This window comes from Chryseobacterium sp. G0201, assembly GCF_003815655.1.
Lineage (GTDB): Bacteria > Bacteroidota > Bacteroidia > Flavobacteriales > Weeksellaceae > Chryseobacterium.
Window position 1 is genome coordinate 4,777,101 of the sequence record NZ_CP033917.1, and the last position, 21,247, is coordinate 4,798,347.

The window sequence follows — 21,247 nt, forward strand, 5'->3', positions numbered from 1 at the left end:
ATAACTTATTGAACCTCAACATTCTGTTTTAACGAAAGATTTTTCGAAGAATTTCCAACCATAATTCTGTATGTTCCTTTTTCTACAATCCAGTTCATTTTTTCGTCTAAAAATTTTAATTCCTGAATTGGAACTTCAATTGAAATTTGCCTTGTTTCTCCCGGTTTTAATTCTACTTTTTGAAAACCTTTCAACTCAAGAATCGGTCTGGAAACCGAAGCCAACAAATCTTTTACATATAATTGAACGACTTCACTTCCTGCTTTCGATCCTGTATTTTTAACCTGAACTTCAGCAATAATCGTTTCGTTTTCAGAATATTTTGTTTTATTCAATTGTAAATCAGAGATTTCAAAAGTCGTATAACTCAATCCAAAACCAAACGGGTACAATGGTTCACCGCTTAAATCATAATAATCATTTCCTCTTCCTGTCGGATGATGATTGTACGTCAAAGGCAGCTGCCCTTCCTCAATTGGAACCGTAATCGGCAATTTTCCGGATGGATTTTCTGCTCCGAAAAGCACTTTTGCAACGGCATTTCCGCCTTCTTCGCCGGGATACCAAACATCTAAAATTGCTCCAACTTTATCTTTCCAATCCGTAGTTTTTATCGCAGAACCGCCGACCAAAACGACTGTTGTAGGTTTATTTAATTTTGAAACTTCCTGAATAAATTGTTCCTGATTTCCGGGCAGACTTAATGAAGAGCGATCCTGAAATTCACCTTCATGAATTCCCGCTGCAACAATGATGTAATCTGTATTTTGAGCCAATTTTAAAGCAGCATCATAATCTTTTTGATAGTCATTTAAGCCATAATTCCAGATCAGTTCAATGTTTGCTTCACCTCTGTTTTCATGAAACTCAATGACAATATCGGATTTTTCACCTTTCACAAAATCTACATCAACAGTTTTGGTTGAATAACTCAACTTTTCCCAATTGTCAATCAACAATTTTCCATTCACATATAATCTGAAACCATCATTTCCACGCAAACCAAGCATATATTTTCCGGAATTTGGAGCTTCTAATGTTCCAGTCCAGCGAACACTATAATTATCTGGCTGTAGTTTTTTAGGATTTGGAGAATATAAAGTCCATTTAAAATTCAATTGTTCGTCCTGCTTTTCAAAAGCGGGTTTTCCTTTTAAATCAGAATTGGAAAAATAAGTTCCTTTCAAACCTTTTTGATTTTCTGAAGATAAAAATTCGGTTGGAACGGTCACAAAATTCTTCAAATTCCAGTCAATTCCTTTTGAATAATTTACTTCAATATTTTTATCTTTAGTAAAATTTTTAATTCCATCCAAAATACTCACTTTCTTATTTCCCGGTCCGGAATAACCGCCCAATCTTGCATCAACAGCATCAGTTCCAACTACTAAAATCTTTTTATAATTTTCAGAAATCGGAAGCGTTTGATTATTATTTTGAAGCAAAACAAAAGACTCAATGGCTGTTTTTTCTGCTAATGGTTTGTGATTTAATTTCTTTAATTCCGAGATAGCTGCGTTAGAAACATAAGGATTTTCAAACAAACCTAGTTCAAACTTTGCTCTTAAAACTCTCGAAACCGCATCATCAATTCTTTCCTGAGGAATTCTTCCATCTAAAAACGGTGGAATAAACAATTTATAATGTTGATATTCTGTCTGGAAAATCACGTCAAGTCCATCGTTGATCGCCTGTGCAGAAGCATCATCATAATCTTTTGCCGTAAAATGCAGAACATTTGCTCCACCTACCGCACTTGCATCACTGATCACGAAACCTTTGAAATTCCATTCATTTTTCAATTTTTCGGTCAATAACCAATGATTTGCCGTTGAAGGTCGCCCATCCAACAAATTATACGAAGTCATCACCGAGCGACTTTTCCCTTGTTTAAAGGCTTTTTGAAAAGGAATCAAATGCGTTTCTTCCAAATATCTTTTGCTCCAATGAATTGGATATGAATCTCTTCCACCTTCTCCGACATTCGCTAAAAAATGTTTTGGAGTGGTAATAATTCCTTGATTTTCAAACGAACTCACAAAATTTACACCCATCACTGAAGTCAGAAACGGATCTTCGCCATACGTTTCCTCCGTTCTACCCCATCGAACATCACTTGCCAAATTCACAACCGGTGTCAAGATTTGACGAATCCCCCTCAATCTTGATTCTTTTGCAATAGCTGTCGAAACTTCCTTCATTAACTTAGGATTGAAGGTTGCCGACAACCCAATCGCCTGCGGAAATGCCGTTGCTCCTTCACGCATCAAACCATGCAAAGCCTCATCAAAAGGGATAATTGGAATCCCCAATCGGGATTCTTCCACAAAATATTTTTGGATAACATTGATTTTTTTCGCCAATCTCTCTGCATCTTCATTCGCATTATATTTCAACAATTGTCCGGCAACGCCACCTCCCTGATTTCCTGCACTTACCTGCAATCCGAAAATTCCGTGAGAATATTGCCCTTTCGGAACATTGTCCAAATCTCCGGAAATCATGAAACATTGCCAGAATTTTTCTTCGGGAGTCATCCGTTTCAGTAAGTCCTGAACTCTGGCTTCAATAGGCTGTTTTGGATCTTTGTATAAAGGTTTTTGAGCAGAAATGAATACTGAACTCAATAATGAAATTCCAATTAATTTTAATTTAAACTCCATTATTGTACTATTTGAATTACAGTTGAATATTTTAATTGCGTTCCTTCTTTTGGTAAATTTACTTCAATAGAATTTCCTGTTTTTTTCCATTGAATTTTTGAGGAAATTCCTAATATTTTCAATGATTTTGGCTTAAAATTTTCAGGAATTGTAAAACTTAGTATTGATAGAGCTTGATAATTTGTTTTTTCATCCAAGTGAAAAATATTCATTGTTTTTCCGTCTTTGCTTTGCGTATAATAAAAATTCCCGTCATTAAAAGGTGCCAAAGCTCTTGTTGCAAAAACTGCAGACTGATTTTTATCCATCCAAGTTGAGATTTCTTTTAATCTTTCATAAACAATGACATCGTAATCTCCGTTGGGTCCGGGAGCGATATTCATCAGGTAATTTCCACCTCTGGAAATGATTTTAACTAATGTTTCAATAATTTTCTGAGAAGATTTGTAATTGTCATTCGGAACATAAGAAAACGAATCTCCCATCGTGATACAGCTCTCCCACGGGATCGAAAGCCCTTGCTCAGGAACGGCTTGTTCGGGCGTTACATAATTTTCCCATTTTCCGGAAACGGTGCGGTCTACAACGATAATTCCGGGTTGATTTTTTCGAGCCATCGTCCCGATTTTATCCATATCAATATCTTGTTCAACCTTGATTGTTCTTTGCCATTCCACTTTTGGATCGATGGTGTTGAAAGGACGAACCCAGCCTCCATCTAGCCAAAGAATATCGATTTTACCGTAGTTTGAAGTGATTTCATTTAACTGATTAAATGTAAACTTTTTGAAGTTTTCCCATCTTTCCGGATATTTTTTTGGATCATAATTCACATTTCTGTCTTTCGGCGGAAAATATGACCACCAATAATCATCAGAATGCCAATCGGGTTTTGAGAAATAAGCTCCGATTTTGAAACCTTCCTTTCTAAATGTATTGAAAATCTCTTTCGTCACATCCGCTTTCGGATTTTTGGAAAAAGGTGTTTTTGAAGAAGTAATTTTATAATCAGACTGTTGCGTATCAAACATGGTAAAACCGTCGTGATGTTTTGTCGTAAAGACCACATATTTCATTCCTGCTTTTTTTACAGCATCTGCCCATTTTTGAGGATTAAATTGAGTCGGATTGAAAGTCGTCTGAAGATTTTCATAGTTTTTGACGTATTCATTGTAAGATTTTCCGTGTTCGGGTTTACGTTGTGTCCATGATTCATCTTCGGGACATAAGCTCCAACTTTCGACAATTCCCCATTGGCTGTACGTTCCCCAATGCATGAAAAGCCCGAATTTTAAATCCTGCCAGTTCTCAAGATTTTGTACAACAAGTGGATCATTCGGTTTTTGGTAGCCTTCCGAAATATTGTGAGCCTGTGAAAAAAAAGTAGATGATATGAGGAATGATGAAAGAAATATGGTTTTTGCTTTTTTGGTAATCAACATTGACGTTTAGTTTTCGCTAATTTAATCATCATTTGATAAATTAGCAAACCATTCATTTTATGGCATTTTAAGCTCTAAAAATTTTAAAACACTTATGCTATTTTAAATTAATATAATTCTGTTGATATAGACACGTTATGATTTAAGTTTTGGCTAAAGCCAAATCGCATGTTGTTTTTCTAAACGGGCTAAAGCCCGTTCCTATTGATCTTTTATTTGTGTTTATCTGTGAAAACATTTGTACTTTTTGTGTTTAAATCAAATTTTTAAATGCATTTTCTATATTTGGATAAGAAAATTCAAATCCGGTTTTGATTAATTTTTCAGGATAAACGTTTCTGCTTTTTAATAATAATTCGGTTTCTGTTTTTAAAAAAATTGAAGCGATTTCCAACTGCCAAACCAGCGCATTTAATCCAAATGGAATTTTCATTTCTTTTCTTAATTTCATCATAAATTCTTCGTTAGACAAAGGATTTGGAGCAGTTACGTTGATTACTCCAGACATATTTTCGTTATCAATAATATGTTGGATCGCTTTGCAAAAATCATCAATGTGAATCCAGCTTACATTTTGCTTTCCTCGTCCTTGTTTTCCTCCCAACCCTAATTTTGTGATCAATTTTAATTTCGGAAAAGCACCACCATTGTTACCCAAAACTATTGAAGTTCTTAAAGCAACTTTTCGTACATTTTCATTTTTAACAGTAAAAAATTCTTTTTCCCAGCTTTTGCAAATATTCATAGAAAAATCATCGCCAATAATTCCATTTTCTTCTGTATTTAATTGTGTCTCTGAGTGAGTGTAAATTGTCGCTGAACTTGCATTCAGCCAAACTTTAGGTTTATTGATACATTGATCAACAGCTTGTTGAAGCACTTTTGTACTGTTGATCCTTGAAGAATAAATTTCCTGCTTGTTTTTCTCTGTGTATCGACAATCGACAGATTTTCCTGTGAGATTGATTACAACATCGGAATTTTCAACCCAATTTTTCCATTCGCCTAAAGTTTTGGCATCCCAATGAATTTCGTTTTTACGTTTCGGATTTCGAGTTAAAATATAAACTTCATTTTCTTTTTCTGTAAAATATTTTTCAAGATTTTTTCCGAGAAAACCGGTTCCGGCAGCGATGATTATTTTCATTTTGGTTTTTTAATTGTTAGTTGTAATTCGTTAGTTTTGAATGTTTAGATCCTTCGACTGCTTCGCGCTCAGGATGACAACGCTAATATTGACTTTTTTATGCTTTAATTATTATTTTCTGCGGTGACTTTTATAAGTTTATTTCTTTCTAAAAGAAAATTTTTCATATAATTTTTAAGAAAAAAATAATTAAAAAGCTTTCCGATGATTCCAAATGGAGATTCGAATTCGAAAATGTCGGTCATTATTGTGTTTTTACCTTCTTGGTTAAAAATATGTTGATGTTTTAAAGACTTAAATGTTCCTTTTAACATGATATCCGTGAATTGATAAGGTTTTTCCATGCTGACAATCTTTGAAGTGTGCGTTTGATAAATGCCTAAATGTTTTGCCCGCCAAGTCACTGTTTCACCTTCTTCAATTAATCCTGAAATTCGACCAGCAATCGCTTTTTCACCTGTTTTGAAAGTTGATTTTTGATGTAAATCAATGTCTCTTGCTAAGTCGAAAACGGTGTGAATATCGGCTTGGATAATTGTTTCTAAATAGATTCTGGACATTTTTATCTGTTTTTAAAAATTTAACCCAATAATTATTGCCAAAGCCGTCATTCTGAAAAGTGTCCAGGAAATTGTTGGAAGATAATTTAATTTTAAAATTTTACATCTTCTGATATGTTCCAGAAACATAATTAATACAACACTTCCGAAATAAATAATGCTGAAAGTTGGATTTAAGTTAATGAATAAAGCAGGAATTAAAAGTATTGTTCCAATCATTGAAACGGTCATCATATTACCAAGATAATTCCAAAATTTTTCTTTTAAATAAGCTTTTAAAAATAAGGTCTGCCAAGCAATTTGACCTAGACAAACTATAAATTCTCTCAAAAAATTATGTTCTAAATTCAATCCTAATTTTGCTGTAAACAAACTCAAAATATAAGCTGAGAAAAATATGACGAAAGTAATGTATACGATTCTATATTTCAAATTAAAATCAGGGATACAAGATTGGTCTGTATCATCTTTTTTTGATGGAATAATCTGTTTTCGATTGTAAGAAACAAAAGAATACAGTTTTTTGAAAAACCAATACAGAGGTTGTATTCTGGCAATTTTTTCTAATAATGGAAAGGAATTTCCAATGATTAATAATAAACTGTCTAATCCGTAAACCACTTCGTTTTTGTTGTGATCGACTAAAGCTATTTCGTTTTTTGCACGTTTGAAATCTATCAGACTTTTATTCTTCAATGACAATTCTGTAAAGGCTTCTCTTCCGTTTTCATCAAGCATTCCGCATTTTGTAAAACCTTTTGAATAGATGTTGCACATCGGACATTCATTGTCGTATATGAGGGTGTGATTTTGTAGCGTTTTCATTTGTGTTATTTTTGATATTTATATAATTTGTAATTGTCGTAGACATATAGAATAGCTAAGAAAGGGCTGTATAAAAGAGATACAATTAAAATAGTTCCAAAAAAATTGGTGACTTCATGATTATTCTTAAACATAAACATTATTAAGAATGAAATCCAGACAGGCATTATAAAAAGTCCATAAATGATGTAGCTTATAGATTTTTTTCTCTTTTGAAAAATTTTGACTAAAAAACTAATTAATTGAGGAATTCCTACTATAAAATAAAATGGCATTATTCCCCAACCTACTGCTATTCCTACAAATATTGAAAGTAATCCCCCGACAAGAAAATAAACCTGAATGTAGAAATCATTTTTAATGAAAGTTTTCATGGTTATTGACTTTAATGGTTTATATTTTCATTGATCACTTCCTCATTATTATTAGCATCAAAAAAACTAATACATAAGGATTGTAAAATAAGAATAGGAGAAAGAATGAGCCAGGTGAAAACCAATATTTCAAAAATATCTTTCAAACTTTTTACATAAAATACACAAGCAAGTATCCATATAAAAACGCCTATAACTACGTATGTTGAAAGAAACATATAAACCTTTCTAGAATCTGTCCTTATATATTTTTTATTGAAAAACTTAATAATGTTTAAAGTATACTGTACAATTGCAATAAGAAAAAATTCAATGATTATTGCAAAAGCAAGAAATTCTTTCTCTGTCAATATGGCGATAAAAAGCGTTAATACAAATAATAAGATTACTCCTTGTTGGATTTTTGAATCGTATGTTAAAATAGTTTTCATGGCTATGAATTTTAAAGGTTTAAAAAATCGCCTCGTGTTCGTTTATTCTGAAATTTGAAAGTGAAATACATCCAAATTTTAAAGATCAATGTTTTCATTTTGAATTTGTTTTTCTTTGTTCATGGCGTGTTTACGACCTTTCAAGAAAAGTAACAGGTTTAAAAGCATCATTACGCCAAGATAAATTGAGAATCCACCGATTTTTCGACTTACTGCGACTACCAATCTTTCAACCGTTTCTATTTGGAAAAACTCAATGATACATAAAGCAAAACCAATATTTAAAAGGTAAAAACCAATTTTAAACAGTGAATTTGTTGCCATTGCTATGTCTTCTTTCTGGTGAAAAATATCAATCATAAATGTCTTTGAATTTTTGAACAGAAATTGAGAAACCAAAACTGTAAGAGCGATTACAATTGGTAAGTAGATCATGTACGCTTGGAAATTGTACGTTTGGGTAAGGATAGTTGCAGTCATGATAATTTTATTTTATTGTTAATTTTTTTCTTAAAATGTAAAGCATAAGAATATTCGTAAAATGTAAAAAACAAAGAATCAAAATGATGTATCCAATACGCCTAAAAACAGTTGCTAAAACTTCTTCCATGCTTGTTATTTTGCCCCAAGAACTCAAGCTGATAGCGATATAGCCGAGATTGACCAAATAATAACTCCCTAAAAGTATTCTGTTGACCGTCAAACAAAAATCTTTGTCTTTGATCAGATATTCCAAATACACTTTTCCGGAATTAAAACATCTTCTGCCCACATCGATCGTGATGTACGAACTGATAGAAAGAAAAAGCATGTATGAAATTATATTGAACATTTTATAAATATTATAGTTTCAATAATTTTTGAAAGTTCATTTAAAATAAAAAAGGATTTTGAAGTCCTTTCTATTTTAATAAGTTGGTAATCTTTCCGACCAGCCAGTGATCATCACTTTTGATTGCGAGATCCATAATATTGTTGATTTTCCCTGTTACAGAGCTGAAATCATCCATTAATTTGATAAATTCTTTGGCTCCTTCAGAATCTTTGTCTTCAATATTTTTAAGTTCTTCTAAAAAGGAAATTACAGGCTCGATTTCTCTTTTTCTGCGTTCTTTTGTAATCTGTTTGAATAAATACCAAACATCTTTTTCAGCTACAAAGTATTCTTTTCTCTCACCTTTTACGAATTCTTTTTTCACAATTCCCCAATCCATCAAAGCTCGAAGATTCATATTCGCATTTCCTCTTGAAATTTCAAGTTGCTCCATCACCTCATCCGTAGAAAGTGCTTTACCACTTGCTAAAAGTAAAGCGTGAACCTGCGCCATCGTACGGTTGATTCCCCAATTCGTTGCGAATGTTCCCCAAGTCTGAATGTATTTTTCTTTAGCTTCTGAAAGTTGCATTTTGTTTTACTTTTAATTTCTATTACAAATGTAATAATAATTTTCGAACTTTCAATAATATTTGAAAGTTTATTTTAAAATTTTAGCTCCTACTTAACCAAAAAAGATCTTTGTGTAATTTTTGCACAAAGATCTTCAATATATCAAGTATTAATTTTTCATTTTAGGCTCAATTTTAGTTTTAATTCCTTCATTCCGGAACTTAGATATATTATTGCTTGATAGGAATATATATGATTTTAAAAAATTACGGTTTCTCTTTCTTTTCTAAAGATTTTTTTTCAATTAGCTTTTTTCTCTTTAAAATATCTTTAGTTTCTACTACAATAGCTCCGTTTATAGCTTTACTTCCATAGATTGCGGTTGCTTTTTCACCTTTCAGAACAGTCATTGTATCAATCATATCAGGATTTAAGCTTTTGAATTTTGCAACATCAAAAACAGCTCCGTTGATGATGTATAAAGGATTTGAATCTTCTTTGACCGAACTTACTCCTCGGATAACAATCGCATTATTGGAATCAATTTTCCCTGATGCCATATTAATCGTCAACCCTGAAACAGAGCCCTGAAGAGAGTTTACAGCATATTTATTTCCCACCTTTTCTGCCATCATTGGCACTGATGCAACATTTCGCTTTATATTCGACTTGTTATACCCTATAACTTCAGGATCAACTCCATTATCAGGTGTGATAGATTCGGCATCGGATGCTTCGAGTAAAGAATTTAATGAAGATTTACTCGGTTTATTTTCAATTTCAACAGAAGAAACTGACTGTGAAGCATATGCAATATCTTTTTTTGCTTTTTTCATTCCTAAACCAGTTACAACAACTTCTTCAATATTACTCTGTTTTAATGTGTCGGTTTTATACGGAGCAATAGGTGGAGATGCTTGAATACTTTGTGGTATATCATTATAAACAGGAGATGGAGAAGAAATATATACTGAATTAACAGCATAATCCTGAAGTTTCGTAACAGGATTCTGAGTTGAAATTTCTTTCTCAATATTTGATTTTACAATCTCATCTATCTTCTGAATTTTTTCAGATGAAGCAATTGTACTTTTAGGAATTTCAGTATTTTTTGCAATAACTGGTTTTGCGGGTTCAGCTATACTTCCTTTTTTATTCAAAAAATAAAATCCTCCTACACCGATCAGTAAACTCGCTGCAATTCCGTAAGGAAGCCAAATTGGAAGAATTCTTTTTTTCGCTTCTTTTTTATCTAATTTCTCTTCAACTTTAGCCCAAACTTTATCAAAACCAGGAAAAGTCGCAGGTTCATCTAAATCTTTAGAAGCCTCATTGAATTTTTTATCGATATCGTGATTATTTTCCATTGTCTTAAAAGTTTAAATGTTTTGATTGATCAAAAGTTCCTGTAATTTTTTTCTGGCAAAATTGAGTTGAGATTTTGATGTTCCTTCACTTATAGAAAGCATCGTCGCAATTTCTTTGTGCGGATAGCCTTCAATCGCAAAAAGATTAAAAATCGCACGGCAACCTTCAGGAAGGAAGTTCAATAAACTCAAAATATCTTTTTCAAAAGAAATAGTATCCGTTGTATCCGAAGATTCGGCGTGACTGTCTTCCAGTTCAATATGTAAAGCTTTACTGTTTCTCAATTTCTGCAGACATTCGTTTACAGCAATTTTTCTTGCCCAACCTTCGAAAATATCATGATTTTGCAGTTGATCAATCTTCGTGAAAATTTTGTAGAACGTATCTGCCAATACTTCTTCAATATCTTCATCATTTTTAAGATAACGTTTGCAGACCGAATATAATTTTCCCGCCATTTTTTCGTAAACTTTCCGCTGTGCATTGCGGTCGTTCCGTTGACATTCTAACAGTAATTCTCTTTCCATATTCAGGCTTTATATTAGTATAGATGCAGGAAACTTCAAAAAGGTTGGAAACATGGTAATTTTTTTTAAAATTAAACTAAAAGACTAAGTTGCGAAAGCTTAAAAAAGCAGTATTAGATAATTATGAGTTATAATTTCACCTTTTCATAAAAAACTTTCATTTCAAATTTAACTTTTCCCTTTGTAACATATCTTATAACTTACCGACTATTCATATAAATAATCTTTTTATAGTAATGAAAAATAACAAAATTGCCTCATTACTTTTTGTTTTGTCTGCAGGAAGTATGATGTTTGCACAGGATGACTTAATCAATAAGTTAAAAAACAACCAATCTCAAAATGCTAATTTTAAATTCACGACTTTAAAGGACGTGGGTGCAACTTCAGTGAAAAACCAGGGTTCATCCGGAACTTGCTGGAGTTACTCAGGAAACTCTTTCCTTGAATCTGAAATGCAGAGAATGGGTAAAAAACCTGTTGATTTGGCAGAAATTTTTACGGCAAGAAATTCTTATCACGATAAAGCAAAATTATACGTTCTAAATAACGGAGCAATCAGCTGGGGAGATGGAGGAGAATTACATGATGTTGTCAATATGTATAAAAAGTACGGAGCTGTACCTCAGGAAGCTTATACAGGTTTGAAAAATGGACAAACTACCAATAATTTCAAAGAAATGCAGGAAAAATTAAAGCCTGTTTTGGATAGTTTGGTTCAGGCAGCTACAAAAGGGAAACTTTCTGATAACTGGATGGATTCTGTAGATGCGATCTTGGACGAATATTTAGGAAAAGTTCCCGCTAACTTTATATACGAAGGAAAAAATTATACTCCAAAAACTTTTGCTAAAGAAGTTGTAGGTATCAATCCTGAAGATTATGTTGAATTATCTTCTTACAAAGATTATCCTTATTACCAGAAATTTGTAGTTCCTATTCCTGATAACTGGAGCCATGATTCTGACTGGAATGTTCCAATGAAAGACATAACAACGATCGTTGATAATGCCGTAAGCAAAGGTTATTCTGTAGGTTGGGCAACTGACGTTTCTGAGCCTTATTTTTCATATAAAAATGGTGTAGCCTATGTTCCAGACATGGATTTAGACCAAATCAATGCTGAAAACAAAGGAACTTTATTCACTGAGCCTAAAAAAGACAAAACGATCACAGAAGATATGCGTCAAAAAGCGTTGAATAACCTTTCTACAACCGATGATCATGGGATGCATATCGTAGGATTGGCAAAAGATCAATCCGGAAAAGAATATTACATGGTTAAAAACTCTTGGGGTGTAACCAACGATTTTGAAGGATATATTTATGTAACAAGACCTTATGTGGAGTACAAATCAACGGCGATCTTGGTTCACAAAAATGCGATTCCAAAGAATATTTTAAAGCAATTGAAACCAACTGAAAATATTGGTTTATAAGAAATCACTGTTGTCATTTATTTGACAATTTTAGATATTTAAATCTGTTAATAGACCGTTCTCATTTTTTGGGAACGGTTTTGTTTATAATTGTTTAAATTCTATAAAATTTCATGCAATATTTATATGTAAAGTTTGTCATTCCGGAGCAATCTAGGTAAAATTATTAGAGAATAGTTTGGAAAGATTCGCGTCTAGATCCTTTCAGGATGACAAACTTTATGGAAATCTTAATGGTTTAAATTTCATCTAAACTAATTTGAATCCTAAAATTAAAAACCGCTTCCAGAAATTCCGGAGGCGGTTTTTGTTTAAAAAAATAATTAGGTAGAAAATTTAATATAAATAAGTGAATTGTCAATGGTTTACAATGCTAATAGTCTAACAGCGAAGTAAATTCACAACTCAATAATTGTCTTTTTAGTAAAGAACTCCTAAACTTTCAGCTGAAAAGTTCAAAAGATCCTCTGTATTTCCTTCTTTTACTTTTTTCACCCATTCCGGGTCTTGTAAAAGTGCTCTTCCGACTGCAACAAGATCAAAATCTCCTCTTTCCAGTCTTCTGATTAATTCTGATAAATCGGCTTTTTCAGTTCCTTGTCCTGCAAATGCAGCCATAAAATCTCCTTCAAGACCTACAGAACCTACCGTAATTGTTGGTTGTCCCGTGATTTTCTTAGCCCAACCTGCGAAGTTTAAATCAGATCCTTCGAATTCAGGCTCCCAAAAACGGCGTTGTGAACAGTGGAAAATATCTACTCCGGCTTCTTTTAAAGGTAACAACCATTCTTCCATTTCAGCAGGTGTTGTCGCCAATCTGGATTTATAATCCTGTTGTTTCCATTGAGAAAGACGGATAATAATGGTGAAATCCGGTCCAACTACAGCTCTGATCGCTTTTACGATATCAACCGCAAATTTGCTTCTTTCTTTCAATGTTTTTCCACCGTATTCGTCAGTTCTTGTGTTGGTTACCTCCCAAAAGAATTGGTCAATCAAATATCCGTGAGCTCCGTGAATTTCAAGAACATCAAATCCAAGATCTTTCGCAGATTTTGCAGAAGCTGCAAATTGAGCAATGGTATCCTGAATATCTTCCAAGGTCATTGTAGAAGCCTTTTCCATATCAACTAAAGGATAATCTTCAGAACTTCTTGTATCACCTACATGCCAGATCTGAGGCCCCATTTTTCCGCCATTTTCATGAACGGCATCGATTACGTTTTTCCAACCGTTTAATGCTTCAGTTCCGTAGAAATCAGGAATATTCTGCATGTTCTTTGAACCGGGTCTGTTGATTACTGTACCTTCAGAAAGAATCAAACCTACTTCTGAAGCCGCTCTTCTTGCGTAATAATCTGCGATTTGCTGAGTGGGTACTCCGTTATCAGATTGAGCTCTTGTCATCGGAGCCATTACCACTCTATTTTTAAGTTGAAGATTTTTATAACTAAATGGACTAAATAATGCGTCTATACTCATTTTGCAATTATTTTATATTTAACATTTTTAAATTGTTACACAAAGTAACTAATAATAGTTCGTATTTGTATCTTATGTAGAAAAAAAAGTGGTAACTTCGCAGTAACTTACATTAGTAACATAAAAGTAACGCATGGTAAAGAATGAATTAATGAAATACAGCTGTCCTCTAGGCAAAGCAATGTCTGCATTGGGAAGCAAGTGGAAGCCAATCATTGTATTGGTGATCAAAGATCGTAAACTTCGTTTCGGAGAGCTTGCCGTACGAATTAATGTGATCTCAAGAAAAGTACTGACCGACCAGTTAAGAGAAATGCAAACCGATGGATTGATCATCAGAGAAGAGTTTAAAGAACTTCCTCCAAGAGTTGAATATTCGCTGACAGAAAAAGGGTTGGCGCTATTGCCGATTTTATATTTGCTGGAAGAATGGGAAGCGAAATTTGATAATAAGGAGGTGCAATATGATAAGGATTGTAATTTGATTGTTGAGGATAAGAAAATAAAAAAGGCTGTTGTTTAATGGCTGTTTATTTTTTTATTCTAAGAAACTTAAACAAGTTAAATTTAGATTTAACACTGACTTGCTCCTCATTTGCATAAGTTAAAAATTCAACTTTATTCGATCTATTTTTAATTACAGTCCCAAAATGGCTGGAAAAATCAGACTGAATTTTCTCAAATTTACCTAATAAAATCATTATTTCATTAATTCTAAAACCATCAGCATAATCTTCATAAATTTCAATAGGTAAAGGCTTATATTGAGCTGTAGACTTAATAAATGATGAAAAGAAGTAAGGATCTAAATCCCCAAACTCCAATCCAAAAATTATCGGAACTTCGATATATTGTTTTGTGTTGATATTTTTAAACCCACAATGAAAACCGTGAAAAAAATACTCCCAATCACTTAATCTTCCTCTTTGTCCATACTCTTGCCAATACTTTACAAAAGCAGAATATGGAACTTCTTTTTTTAAATCAATTTCACATTTTACGGCTAATGCGTGTATTAATTTTGTTCCAAGTTCGCGATAATCATGAGCACATTTTTCAAAAAAAACTTGATTAGAAATTATCTCTTCATCCGTTATTAGCTTCCTAATACTTATTTTACAATCAACAGTATGTATTCCTATAGAATAATTTGAAAATTTATTTTTTAATTCTTCACCTATCCTTTGCCTTTGAATTTCTAATTCAGAATTGAAATTCAAAATGAGTTTTTTATTTCGTGGTAAGCTTAATATATAATAGTCTGATGGCAAATCACCAATCTGTTTTATATTTATTATTTTTTCAATTTCTCTCAAAATTCAATTTATTTAATGATATTTAAATTTACAACTTCTATTTTATTTTAAACAAAAAAAACCGCCTCCAAAAGAAAGCGGTTTTAAAATTTATCTAAAATTCCAACTAAAATATCGCAGGATATTTCTCAGGATTTGTTTCATTAAATAAGGCATAAATTCTTTCAACCATGTCATCAGAAGATGGCTTACTGAAATAATCTCCATCACTTGCATATGCAGGTCTGTGATCGTTTGCTGCGATCGTCAACGGATCAGAATCTAAGAATCTGAAAGCTTTTTGCTTCTCTAAAATCTGTTGAAGAATAAACGCTGAAGTTCCGCCTTCCACATCTTCGTCAATTACGACTAATCTGTTGGTTCTCTTTACACTTTCAGCAATTTCGTTTGTTAAATCGAAAGGAATTAATGATTGAACATCAATAACTTCTGCAGAGATTCCCAGTTTTTCAAGTTCTTCTGCTGCTTCCATGACTACTCTCCAAGTTGAACCGTATGTTACCAACGTAACATCTTTTCCTTCTTTTGTAACTTCGATTTTTCCGACAGGAACAGTAAATTCACCCAAGTTATCAGGTTGTTTTTCTTTTAATCTGTATCCGTTCAGACATTCAACAATTACAGCTGGATCGTCGCTTTTAAGCATTGTATTGTAGAATCCTGCAGCTTTCGTTAAGTTTCTTGGTACCAATACCAAAATCCCTTTTGAAAGGTTTAAAATTCCCGCCATTGGAGAACCTGAATGCCAAACTCCTTCCAATCTGTGACCTCTTGTTCTGATGATTACAGGCGATTTCTGACCTCCTTTTGTTCTGTACTGAACCGTCGCCAAGTCATCACTCATTCCTTGTAAACAATACAGAATATAGTCTAAATACTGGATCTCAGCGATTGGTCTTAGACCTCTCATCGCCATTCCGATACCCTGACCAAGAATTGTCGCTTCACGGATTCCTGTATCAGCAACACGAACATCACCGTATTTTTCCTGCATTCCTTCAAGACCTTGATTTACGTCACCGATATTTCCGGCATCTTCACCAAAGACTAAAGTTTCAGGATATTTTTCGAATATTTTATCGAAGTTATTTCTTACCACTACTCTTCCATCCACATCTTCAGAAGCATCAGAATAAATTGGCTTGATTTCTTTTACATTTTCAGCTTTCCACTGAGACTGAGAGTATAAATGAGAAGAATAATTATCTTTTTCAACCTCAAAGATCTCGTTGTATTTCTGCATCAATTGATTTCTCTCTGCAGAATTCGTTCCTCTTGTTGCCAATAAAGATCTTCTTACCAAATGGAAAACATCTTTCTTAGCTTTTGAAACTAATTTATTGAATTGATTGATATAATTTTCAATTTCAGTATTCTGCCCTTTAAGATTTTCAACTAAAGGTAAAACTGAATGAATTAAATCCGTAATTGTTTTCTGATAGCTTTCCCAAGCTGCTTTTTGTCCTGCTTTCACAGTTTTTTTAGTTTCTTCATCTATTGCATCCAATTCTTCAATAGAAGCAATAATTTCTTCTTTTCCTTCAATTTCTATGGAATAGTTTAAGATCCATTCTCTGAATTTTACCAATCCGTCAAACTGAGATTCCCAAGCTAAACGGTCTTCATTCTTATATCTTTCGTGAGATCCTGAAGTCGAGTGGCCTTGAGGCTGCGTAACTTCAATCACGTGAACTACAACAGGAACGCTTTCCATTCTTGCAAATTGTTCAGCTCTTGCATAGGCATCCAATAATGCAGGATAATCCCAAGCTTTCACCTGAATGATTTCACAACCTTGGTTTTCACCTTCTTTTCTTTGGAAACCGCTTAACATTTCAGCAATGTCAGCTTTTGCTCTCTGATTTTTTGTAGGAACTGAAATTCCGTACCCGTCATCCCAAATCGAAACAATCATCGGAACCTGAAGCGCACAAGCGGCATTCAAAGTCTCCCAGAAATGACCTTCTGCTGTAGAAGCATCCCCGATCGTTCCAAAAGCAACTTCGTTACCTTCTTTTGAGAATTTCTCAGAACCGTCAAATTTTACTGATTTATAAACTTTCGAAGCTTGTGCCAAACCTAATAATCTAGGCATTTGACCTGCTGTCGGAGAAATATCTGAGGAGATATTTTTTTGCGCTGTAAGATCTTTCCAGCTTCCGTCTTCATTTAAGCTTCTTGTTGCAAAGTGCCCGTTCATCTGTCTTCCGGCTGATGCTGGTTCTCTTTCAACACTTGTATCTGCGTATAATTGTGCAAAGAAACTTCCAACTGTCAAAGCATCAATAGCTAGTGCAAAAGTCTGGTCTCTGTAATATCCTGAACGGAAGTCTCCATTTTTGAAAACTTTCGCCATTGCCAACTGTGGTAACTCTTTACCGTCACCAAAAATACCAAATTTAGCTTTTCCTGTAAGAACTTCTCTTCTGCCCAAGTAGGACATTTCACGAGAGATTCTTCCTAATTTATAGTCTTCAAGTATTTGATTTTTAAAATCTTGAAAGGAAATCTGCTGAGTTTCAATATAGGTTGTTTGCATAGCCAATATAAAAAATTTTTAGTTTTCGAAGTATTTTGCTAATATACACTTTTTAAATTAATTTTAATTTTTAATAATCTTTTTTAAAAATTTGATAATAAAAGAAAATGTGTTTATCTTAGAATAAATTTGTAAAGATGGAAAAAAAGTCAGGCCATATATTGAATGCATCAAGTAATCTTTTAGGATTTTCATTGCTGATTATTACTTCTTTAAAAATCACTAAAATAAGTGGTAATACGCATTTAGACGAATTTGCAGGCGTTGCGTGTATATTTTTTGCATGCAGTTGTTTTTTTTCCTTTTTAGCCATAAGATCCAAAGATGAAAAGCGTGAAACCAAGTTTGAAACTATTGCGGATTATCTATTTTTATTCGCATTATTTTGCATTGTTCTGGCTGTTATAATTGTAACTGTAAGGATTATTTAAATAATTATCAACACTTTTAAAAACTAATACATATTAACTAATTTCAAATTTTCATTTTATATTTTTCATTTTATAATATTCAAGTTTAGAATAATTTAAATTTAAAACATTATCATTGTAAATAAAACTAATTAAAACTTTACAATTTAGATGTAGAAAAGTGATATAGTTACATCGCGAATACTAAATATATTAGTAAGCATATAAATAAAAAAGCGGAACTCAATAAAGTTTCCGCTTTTTTTATAGTGAATATTTTTACTTAAAATTTTCTTTCGATAACATAATCCAACATATTGTGTAAAGATCTTCTAACCTCAGTATCAGGAAATTCATTAAGAATATCTTTTGCTTTTTGTTGAAACTCTTTCATTATTTTGATAGAATATTCCAGACCGCCGGAACTTTTAACAAAGGCAATAAGCTCTTTCACTCGCTTTTGGTCGTTATTGTATCGTTTTATGGTGTTGAAATAGTACTTTTTATCTTTTTCACTGGCAATTTTCAGGGTATGAATCAAAGGTAAGGTCATTTTCTGTTCCTTAATATCAATTCCTACAGGTTTTCCGATGACATTTGAACTTAGATAATCAAATAAATCATCTTTAATCTGGAAAGCCATTCCTGTGTACGTCCCGAAATCCTGCATTTTCTTGGCAAGAGCTTCATCAGCATTATTGGATAAAACACCGATCTCACAACAGGCAGCAATTAAAGTAGCTGTTTTCTGACGGATAATTTCGTAATAAACATCCTCTGTAATATCTAATTTTCTGGCCTTTTCTAATTGAAGAAGCTCGCCTTCAGACATTTCACGGATCGTTCTGGAAATTACGGCCAACAGATCGTAATCTTTATGGTCTGTAGATAATAAAACCGATTTCGACAACAGATAATCTCCTACCAAAACGGCAATTTTATTTTTCCACAACGCATTGATTGAGAAAAAATTACGTCTTTTAAAACTTTCATCCACTACATCATCATGAACCAAAGTTGCAGTGTGTATCAACTCGATCATGGAAGCTCCACGATATGTTTTTTCATTGACATCACCAATAAGTTTTGCACAAAGAAATACAAACATCGGACGCATTTGTTTTCCTTTAGTAGTAACGATAAAACGAGTTACTTTATCTAATAAAGGCACTTTGCTTTGCATTGATTCATAAAACTTCTGCTCGAAAAGTTTCATTTCCTCATTGATCGGTTGTTTGATGTCTTCTACAATATTTGCCAAAATCTACGAATGATGGATAATAATTATTAATCTCACAAAGATAATTTTTTTCAGTCAATTTTAAGTGAAATTAATCTTAGAGTTTGTCTTTCGGAATAAAATAAAAACTCTGCTTTGCACCTCCCAACGGCGAACTAAATTTTTCACCGGAAATATAGACCCCTTTTTCATCAACGGCAATACCCTCGATCTGCCCGATTGACAGAGCACTTCCCAAATAATAATGCTTTGGTTTTTGCTTAAAAAAGATTCCCAATTCTGCTTCATCATAGACATCCAAAAAAACTTCTGTTTTCTTTGTATAGCCTATTAAATAAAGCTTTTTATCGAAATAAGAAGCATCTGTAACAACGAAATTGGTTTTATAAGATTCTATTTTTTCAGCTTTTTGCTTTTCTGAAATTTCAGGATCGATGATGTAATGAGAAACTGATCTGGAAGCCCATTCCTTTGAAAAAACATGCAGTTTGCCATTTAAATAGATCATTGCTTCTGCATCGTAATCAGTATTGGTGTATTGAGGAATAAATTCCGTCTGGTCGGGATAATAGAATGAAATTATTTTAACAGAATCATTTTTCAATTCATTATTTTGAAAAGGAACTTTATAAATCTCCAAATCTCTTCTCGTCCCGCCATTATTCCCAAAATCTCCTATGTAGAAGTATTTTCCGTCATTTGCTAAAGCTTCCCAATCTTTATTTTTAGCATTAATTTTTAAAGTATTGAGAATATTTCCAGAATTTTTATCTATCTCAAAAAGTTCTGGAGAATTTCCACTGTCATTGAAAGTGTATAATTTTTCATTGAAAAAATTTAATCCTGACGTTTCCTTTAATTTCTCATCAAGATAATTGATTCTATATTTTCTTATTTTAAGAAAATCAGATTGTTGCGAAAATGTAAGTGTGGAAATTATCGTTGTTACTATCAGGAAAAGCTTTTTCATGGAGTAAAAATAATCTTTTTTTTAATTTTTATTTAAACATGAATTGCACGAATATTTTTCACAAATCTATTTACGAATTGAATTGCCGCACGGTTTGTCATTCTGACGAAGGAAGAATCTCAACACCAATTTTAGAGTCTAGATTCCTCCGGAATGACAAACTAAATGCATAAATTTATGCTTAAAAATCAAGCCGATTTCTTTTGTATCTTTTTTCTAGCCTGTTTTTCCAAATGTTCTTTTTGATATTGTCTTACCGTTTTACCGGTTCCATCATGTCTCCAACCTGGAGAATTAAAAAGATAATTGATTCTGTCTGAGAATTTTAAATTGGGCTGTTTTATATCTTTCCAGATTTTTCTCCATTCATAAAAAAGAACTGTATCAGGTTTATTATCCGGCATTTTAGGGTAAATTCCGTATTTTACAGGAACATTCGGATCTTCTTTTTCAAAAGTTCCGAAAATTTTATCCCAAATAATGAGGCACATTCCCATGTTTCTATCGAGATATTTAATATTACAAGCATGATGAACACGGTGATGAGACGGTGTTACCAAAATATATTCTAAAAACCCCATCGTTTTTACCGCTTGCGTATGAACCCAGGTGCCATACACCTGCCCGATCGCGTAAACAACCATAATATGCCAAGGATCAAAACCTAAAAAAGCCAACGGAGAAAAGTATAAATATCGATAAAGCGGTTGTAAAACAGGACTTCTGAAACCGGTCGTTAAATTGAAATATTCCGAATTGTGATGTGTAATGTGCACCGCCCAAAACGCTCTGGAATGATGATCCACATAATGAAGAACGTAATATGCAAAATCTGTAATCACAAAACAGATCAGCCAATACCAGATTGTAAAATCCCAAGAAAAAAGTCTGTGCTCGTAGAAGAAAAACATGACTCCCATCGCGAAAACCTTCATGAAAAGATCCAGCCCGAAATTCAGCAATGCTAAATAAACACTCGTCGCAACGTCTTTTCCGTTGTATAATTTGGCTTCAGAAATATGACTGTAGATCATTTCTGCCAAAATAACTGCAGCAAGAATCGGGATCGACCAAGCATAGACATTTTCTAATCCGTTTTCACCTAAAAAGTAATCCGGCATTGTACA

General features: G+C 33.0%; 21 protein-coding genes. 3 read left to right on the top strand and 18 right to left on the bottom strand.

Annotated elements, in window-relative coordinates:
• Nucleotides 1-5 precede the first annotated feature (5 nt).
• The 12 genes from EG348_RS21420 to EG348_RS21475 all read right to left on the bottom strand — a co-directional run bounded on the left by EG348_RS21420 (nucleotide 6) and on the right by EG348_RS21475 (nucleotide 10,724).
• The gene (locus EG348_RS21420; RefSeq protein ID WP_123984956.1) at nucleotides 6-2,663 is read right to left on the bottom strand and encodes a glycoside hydrolase family 3 N-terminal domain-containing protein; all 2,658 of its coding nucleotides are present in this window, start codon (nucleotides 2,661-2,663) and stop codon (nucleotides 6-8) included.
• Nucleotides 2,663-4,105, bottom strand: a complete 1,443-nt coding sequence (locus EG348_RS21425) for an alpha-L-fucosidase (protein WP_123984957.1) — start codon at nucleotides 4,103-4,105, stop codon at nucleotides 2,663-2,665. The genes EG348_RS21420 and EG348_RS21425 overlap by 1 nt, the downstream gene beginning before the upstream one ends.
• Before the next feature lie 253 nt (nucleotides 4,106-4,358).
• The gene (locus EG348_RS21430) at nucleotides 4,359-5,252 is read right to left on the bottom strand and encodes a TIGR01777 family oxidoreductase (protein ID WP_123984958.1); all 894 of its coding nucleotides are present in this window, start codon (nucleotides 5,250-5,252) and stop codon (nucleotides 4,359-4,361) included.
• Nucleotides 5,253-5,356: 104 nt separating this feature from the next.
• Nucleotides 5,357-5,812 carry an SRPBCC family protein gene (locus tag EG348_RS21435; RefSeq protein WP_123984959.1) on the bottom strand — a complete coding sequence of 152 codons (456 nt, stop codon included), beginning with the start codon at nucleotides 5,810-5,812 and terminating at the stop codon, nucleotides 5,357-5,359.
• A gap of 12 nt (nucleotides 5,813-5,824) precedes the next feature.
• The gene (locus EG348_RS21440; RefSeq protein WP_123984960.1) at nucleotides 5,825-6,637 is read right to left on the bottom strand and encodes a DCC1-like thiol-disulfide oxidoreductase family protein; all 813 of its coding nucleotides are present in this window, start codon (nucleotides 6,635-6,637) and stop codon (nucleotides 5,825-5,827) included.
• Nucleotides 6,638-6,642: 5 nt separating this feature from the next.
• On the bottom strand, nucleotides 6,643-7,011 hold the full coding sequence (locus tag EG348_RS21445) for a hypothetical protein (RefSeq protein ID WP_123984961.1): 369 nt from the start codon (nucleotides 7,009-7,011) through the stop codon (nucleotides 6,643-6,645).
• An 11-nt stretch (nucleotides 7,012-7,022) separates the two neighbouring features.
• Nucleotides 7,023-7,442, bottom strand: coding sequence for a hypothetical protein (locus EG348_RS21450; RefSeq protein WP_123984962.1), 420 nt, complete (start codon nucleotides 7,440-7,442; stop codon nucleotides 7,023-7,025).
• 78 nt (nucleotides 7,443-7,520) lie between these two features.
• Nucleotides 7,521-7,922, bottom strand: coding sequence for a hypothetical protein (locus EG348_RS21455; RefSeq protein WP_123984963.1), 402 nt, complete (start codon nucleotides 7,920-7,922; stop codon nucleotides 7,521-7,523).
• A 7-nt stretch (nucleotides 7,923-7,929) separates the two neighbouring features.
• Complete coding sequence (locus EG348_RS21460) at nucleotides 7,930-8,274, bottom strand: hypothetical protein (RefSeq protein WP_123984964.1); 345 nt, start codon at nucleotides 8,272-8,274, stop codon at nucleotides 7,930-7,932.
• A gap of 70 nt (nucleotides 8,275-8,344) precedes the next feature.
• Nucleotides 8,345-8,848: a GbsR/MarR family transcriptional regulator gene (locus EG348_RS21465; protein ID WP_123984965.1), complete on the bottom strand. Its 504-nt coding sequence runs from the start codon at nucleotides 8,846-8,848 to the stop codon at nucleotides 8,345-8,347.
• A 247-nt stretch (nucleotides 8,849-9,095) separates the two neighbouring features.
• Nucleotides 9,096-10,196: a TonB-dependent receptor plug domain-containing protein gene (locus tag EG348_RS21470; protein WP_123984966.1), complete on the bottom strand. Its 1,101-nt coding sequence runs from the start codon at nucleotides 10,194-10,196 to the stop codon at nucleotides 9,096-9,098.
• A gap of 12 nt (nucleotides 10,197-10,208) precedes the next feature.
• Nucleotides 10,209-10,724, bottom strand: coding sequence for an RNA polymerase sigma factor (locus EG348_RS21475; RefSeq protein WP_123984967.1), 516 nt, complete (start codon nucleotides 10,722-10,724; stop codon nucleotides 10,209-10,211).
• Between the two features lie 236 nt (nucleotides 10,725-10,960).
• Between EG348_RS21475 and EG348_RS21480 the strand changes: the two genes are divergently transcribed.
• Nucleotides 10,961-12,163, top strand: coding sequence for an aminopeptidase C (locus tag EG348_RS21480; protein WP_123984968.1), 1,203 nt, complete (start codon nucleotides 10,961-10,963; stop codon nucleotides 12,161-12,163).
• A 420-nt stretch (nucleotides 12,164-12,583) separates the two neighbouring features.
• On the opposite strand, the gene EG348_RS21485 is transcribed toward EG348_RS21480, so the two are convergent.
• Nucleotides 12,584-13,645 (bottom strand): NADH:flavin oxidoreductase, encoded by a 1,062-nt coding sequence (locus EG348_RS21485; RefSeq protein WP_123984969.1) that lies wholly within the window; start codon nucleotides 13,643-13,645, stop codon nucleotides 12,584-12,586.
• 133 nt (nucleotides 13,646-13,778) lie between these two features.
• Here EG348_RS21485 and EG348_RS21490 point away from each other — a divergent pair, with 133 nt between their 5' ends.
• Entirely contained in the window at nucleotides 13,779-14,168 is a 390-nt protein-coding gene (locus EG348_RS21490) for a winged helix-turn-helix transcriptional regulator (RefSeq protein ID WP_123984970.1), read from the top strand.
• A 7-nt stretch (nucleotides 14,169-14,175) separates the two neighbouring features.
• Here EG348_RS21490 and EG348_RS21495 read toward each other — a convergent pair whose 3' ends face one another.
• Entirely contained in the window at nucleotides 14,176-14,961 is a 786-nt protein-coding gene (locus EG348_RS21495; protein ID WP_123984971.1) for a DUF6896 domain-containing protein, read from the bottom strand.
• Between the two features lie 106 nt (nucleotides 14,962-15,067).
• A complete protein-coding gene (locus tag EG348_RS21500) occupies nucleotides 15,068-17,500 on the bottom strand; it encodes a transketolase C-terminal domain-containing protein (protein WP_123984972.1) in 2,433 nt (810 codons plus the stop codon).
• A 137-nt stretch (nucleotides 17,501-17,637) separates the two neighbouring features.
• Here EG348_RS21500 and EG348_RS21505 point away from each other — a divergent pair, with 137 nt between their 5' ends.
• Entirely contained in the window at nucleotides 17,638-17,931 is a 294-nt protein-coding gene (locus EG348_RS21505; protein ID WP_123984973.1) for a hypothetical protein, read from the top strand.
• A gap of 262 nt (nucleotides 17,932-18,193) precedes the next feature.
• Here EG348_RS21505 and EG348_RS21510 read toward each other — a convergent pair whose 3' ends face one another.
• From EG348_RS21510 to EG348_RS21520, 3 genes are all read right to left on the bottom strand, one after another.
• Nucleotides 18,194-19,171, bottom strand: coding sequence for a polyprenyl synthetase family protein (locus EG348_RS21510; RefSeq protein WP_123984974.1), 978 nt, complete (start codon nucleotides 19,169-19,171; stop codon nucleotides 18,194-18,196).
• Between the two features lie 76 nt (nucleotides 19,172-19,247).
• Nucleotides 19,248-20,120 carry a hypothetical protein gene (locus tag EG348_RS21515; protein WP_123984975.1) on the bottom strand — a complete coding sequence of 291 codons (873 nt, stop codon included), beginning with the start codon at nucleotides 20,118-20,120 and terminating at the stop codon, nucleotides 19,248-19,250.
• A gap of 188 nt (nucleotides 20,121-20,308) precedes the next feature.
• Nucleotides 20,309-21,241 (bottom strand): sterol desaturase family protein, encoded by a 933-nt coding sequence (locus tag EG348_RS21520; RefSeq protein ID WP_123984976.1) that lies wholly within the window; start codon nucleotides 21,239-21,241, stop codon nucleotides 20,309-20,311.
• Between the last annotated feature and the right edge of the window lie 6 nt (nucleotides 21,242-21,247).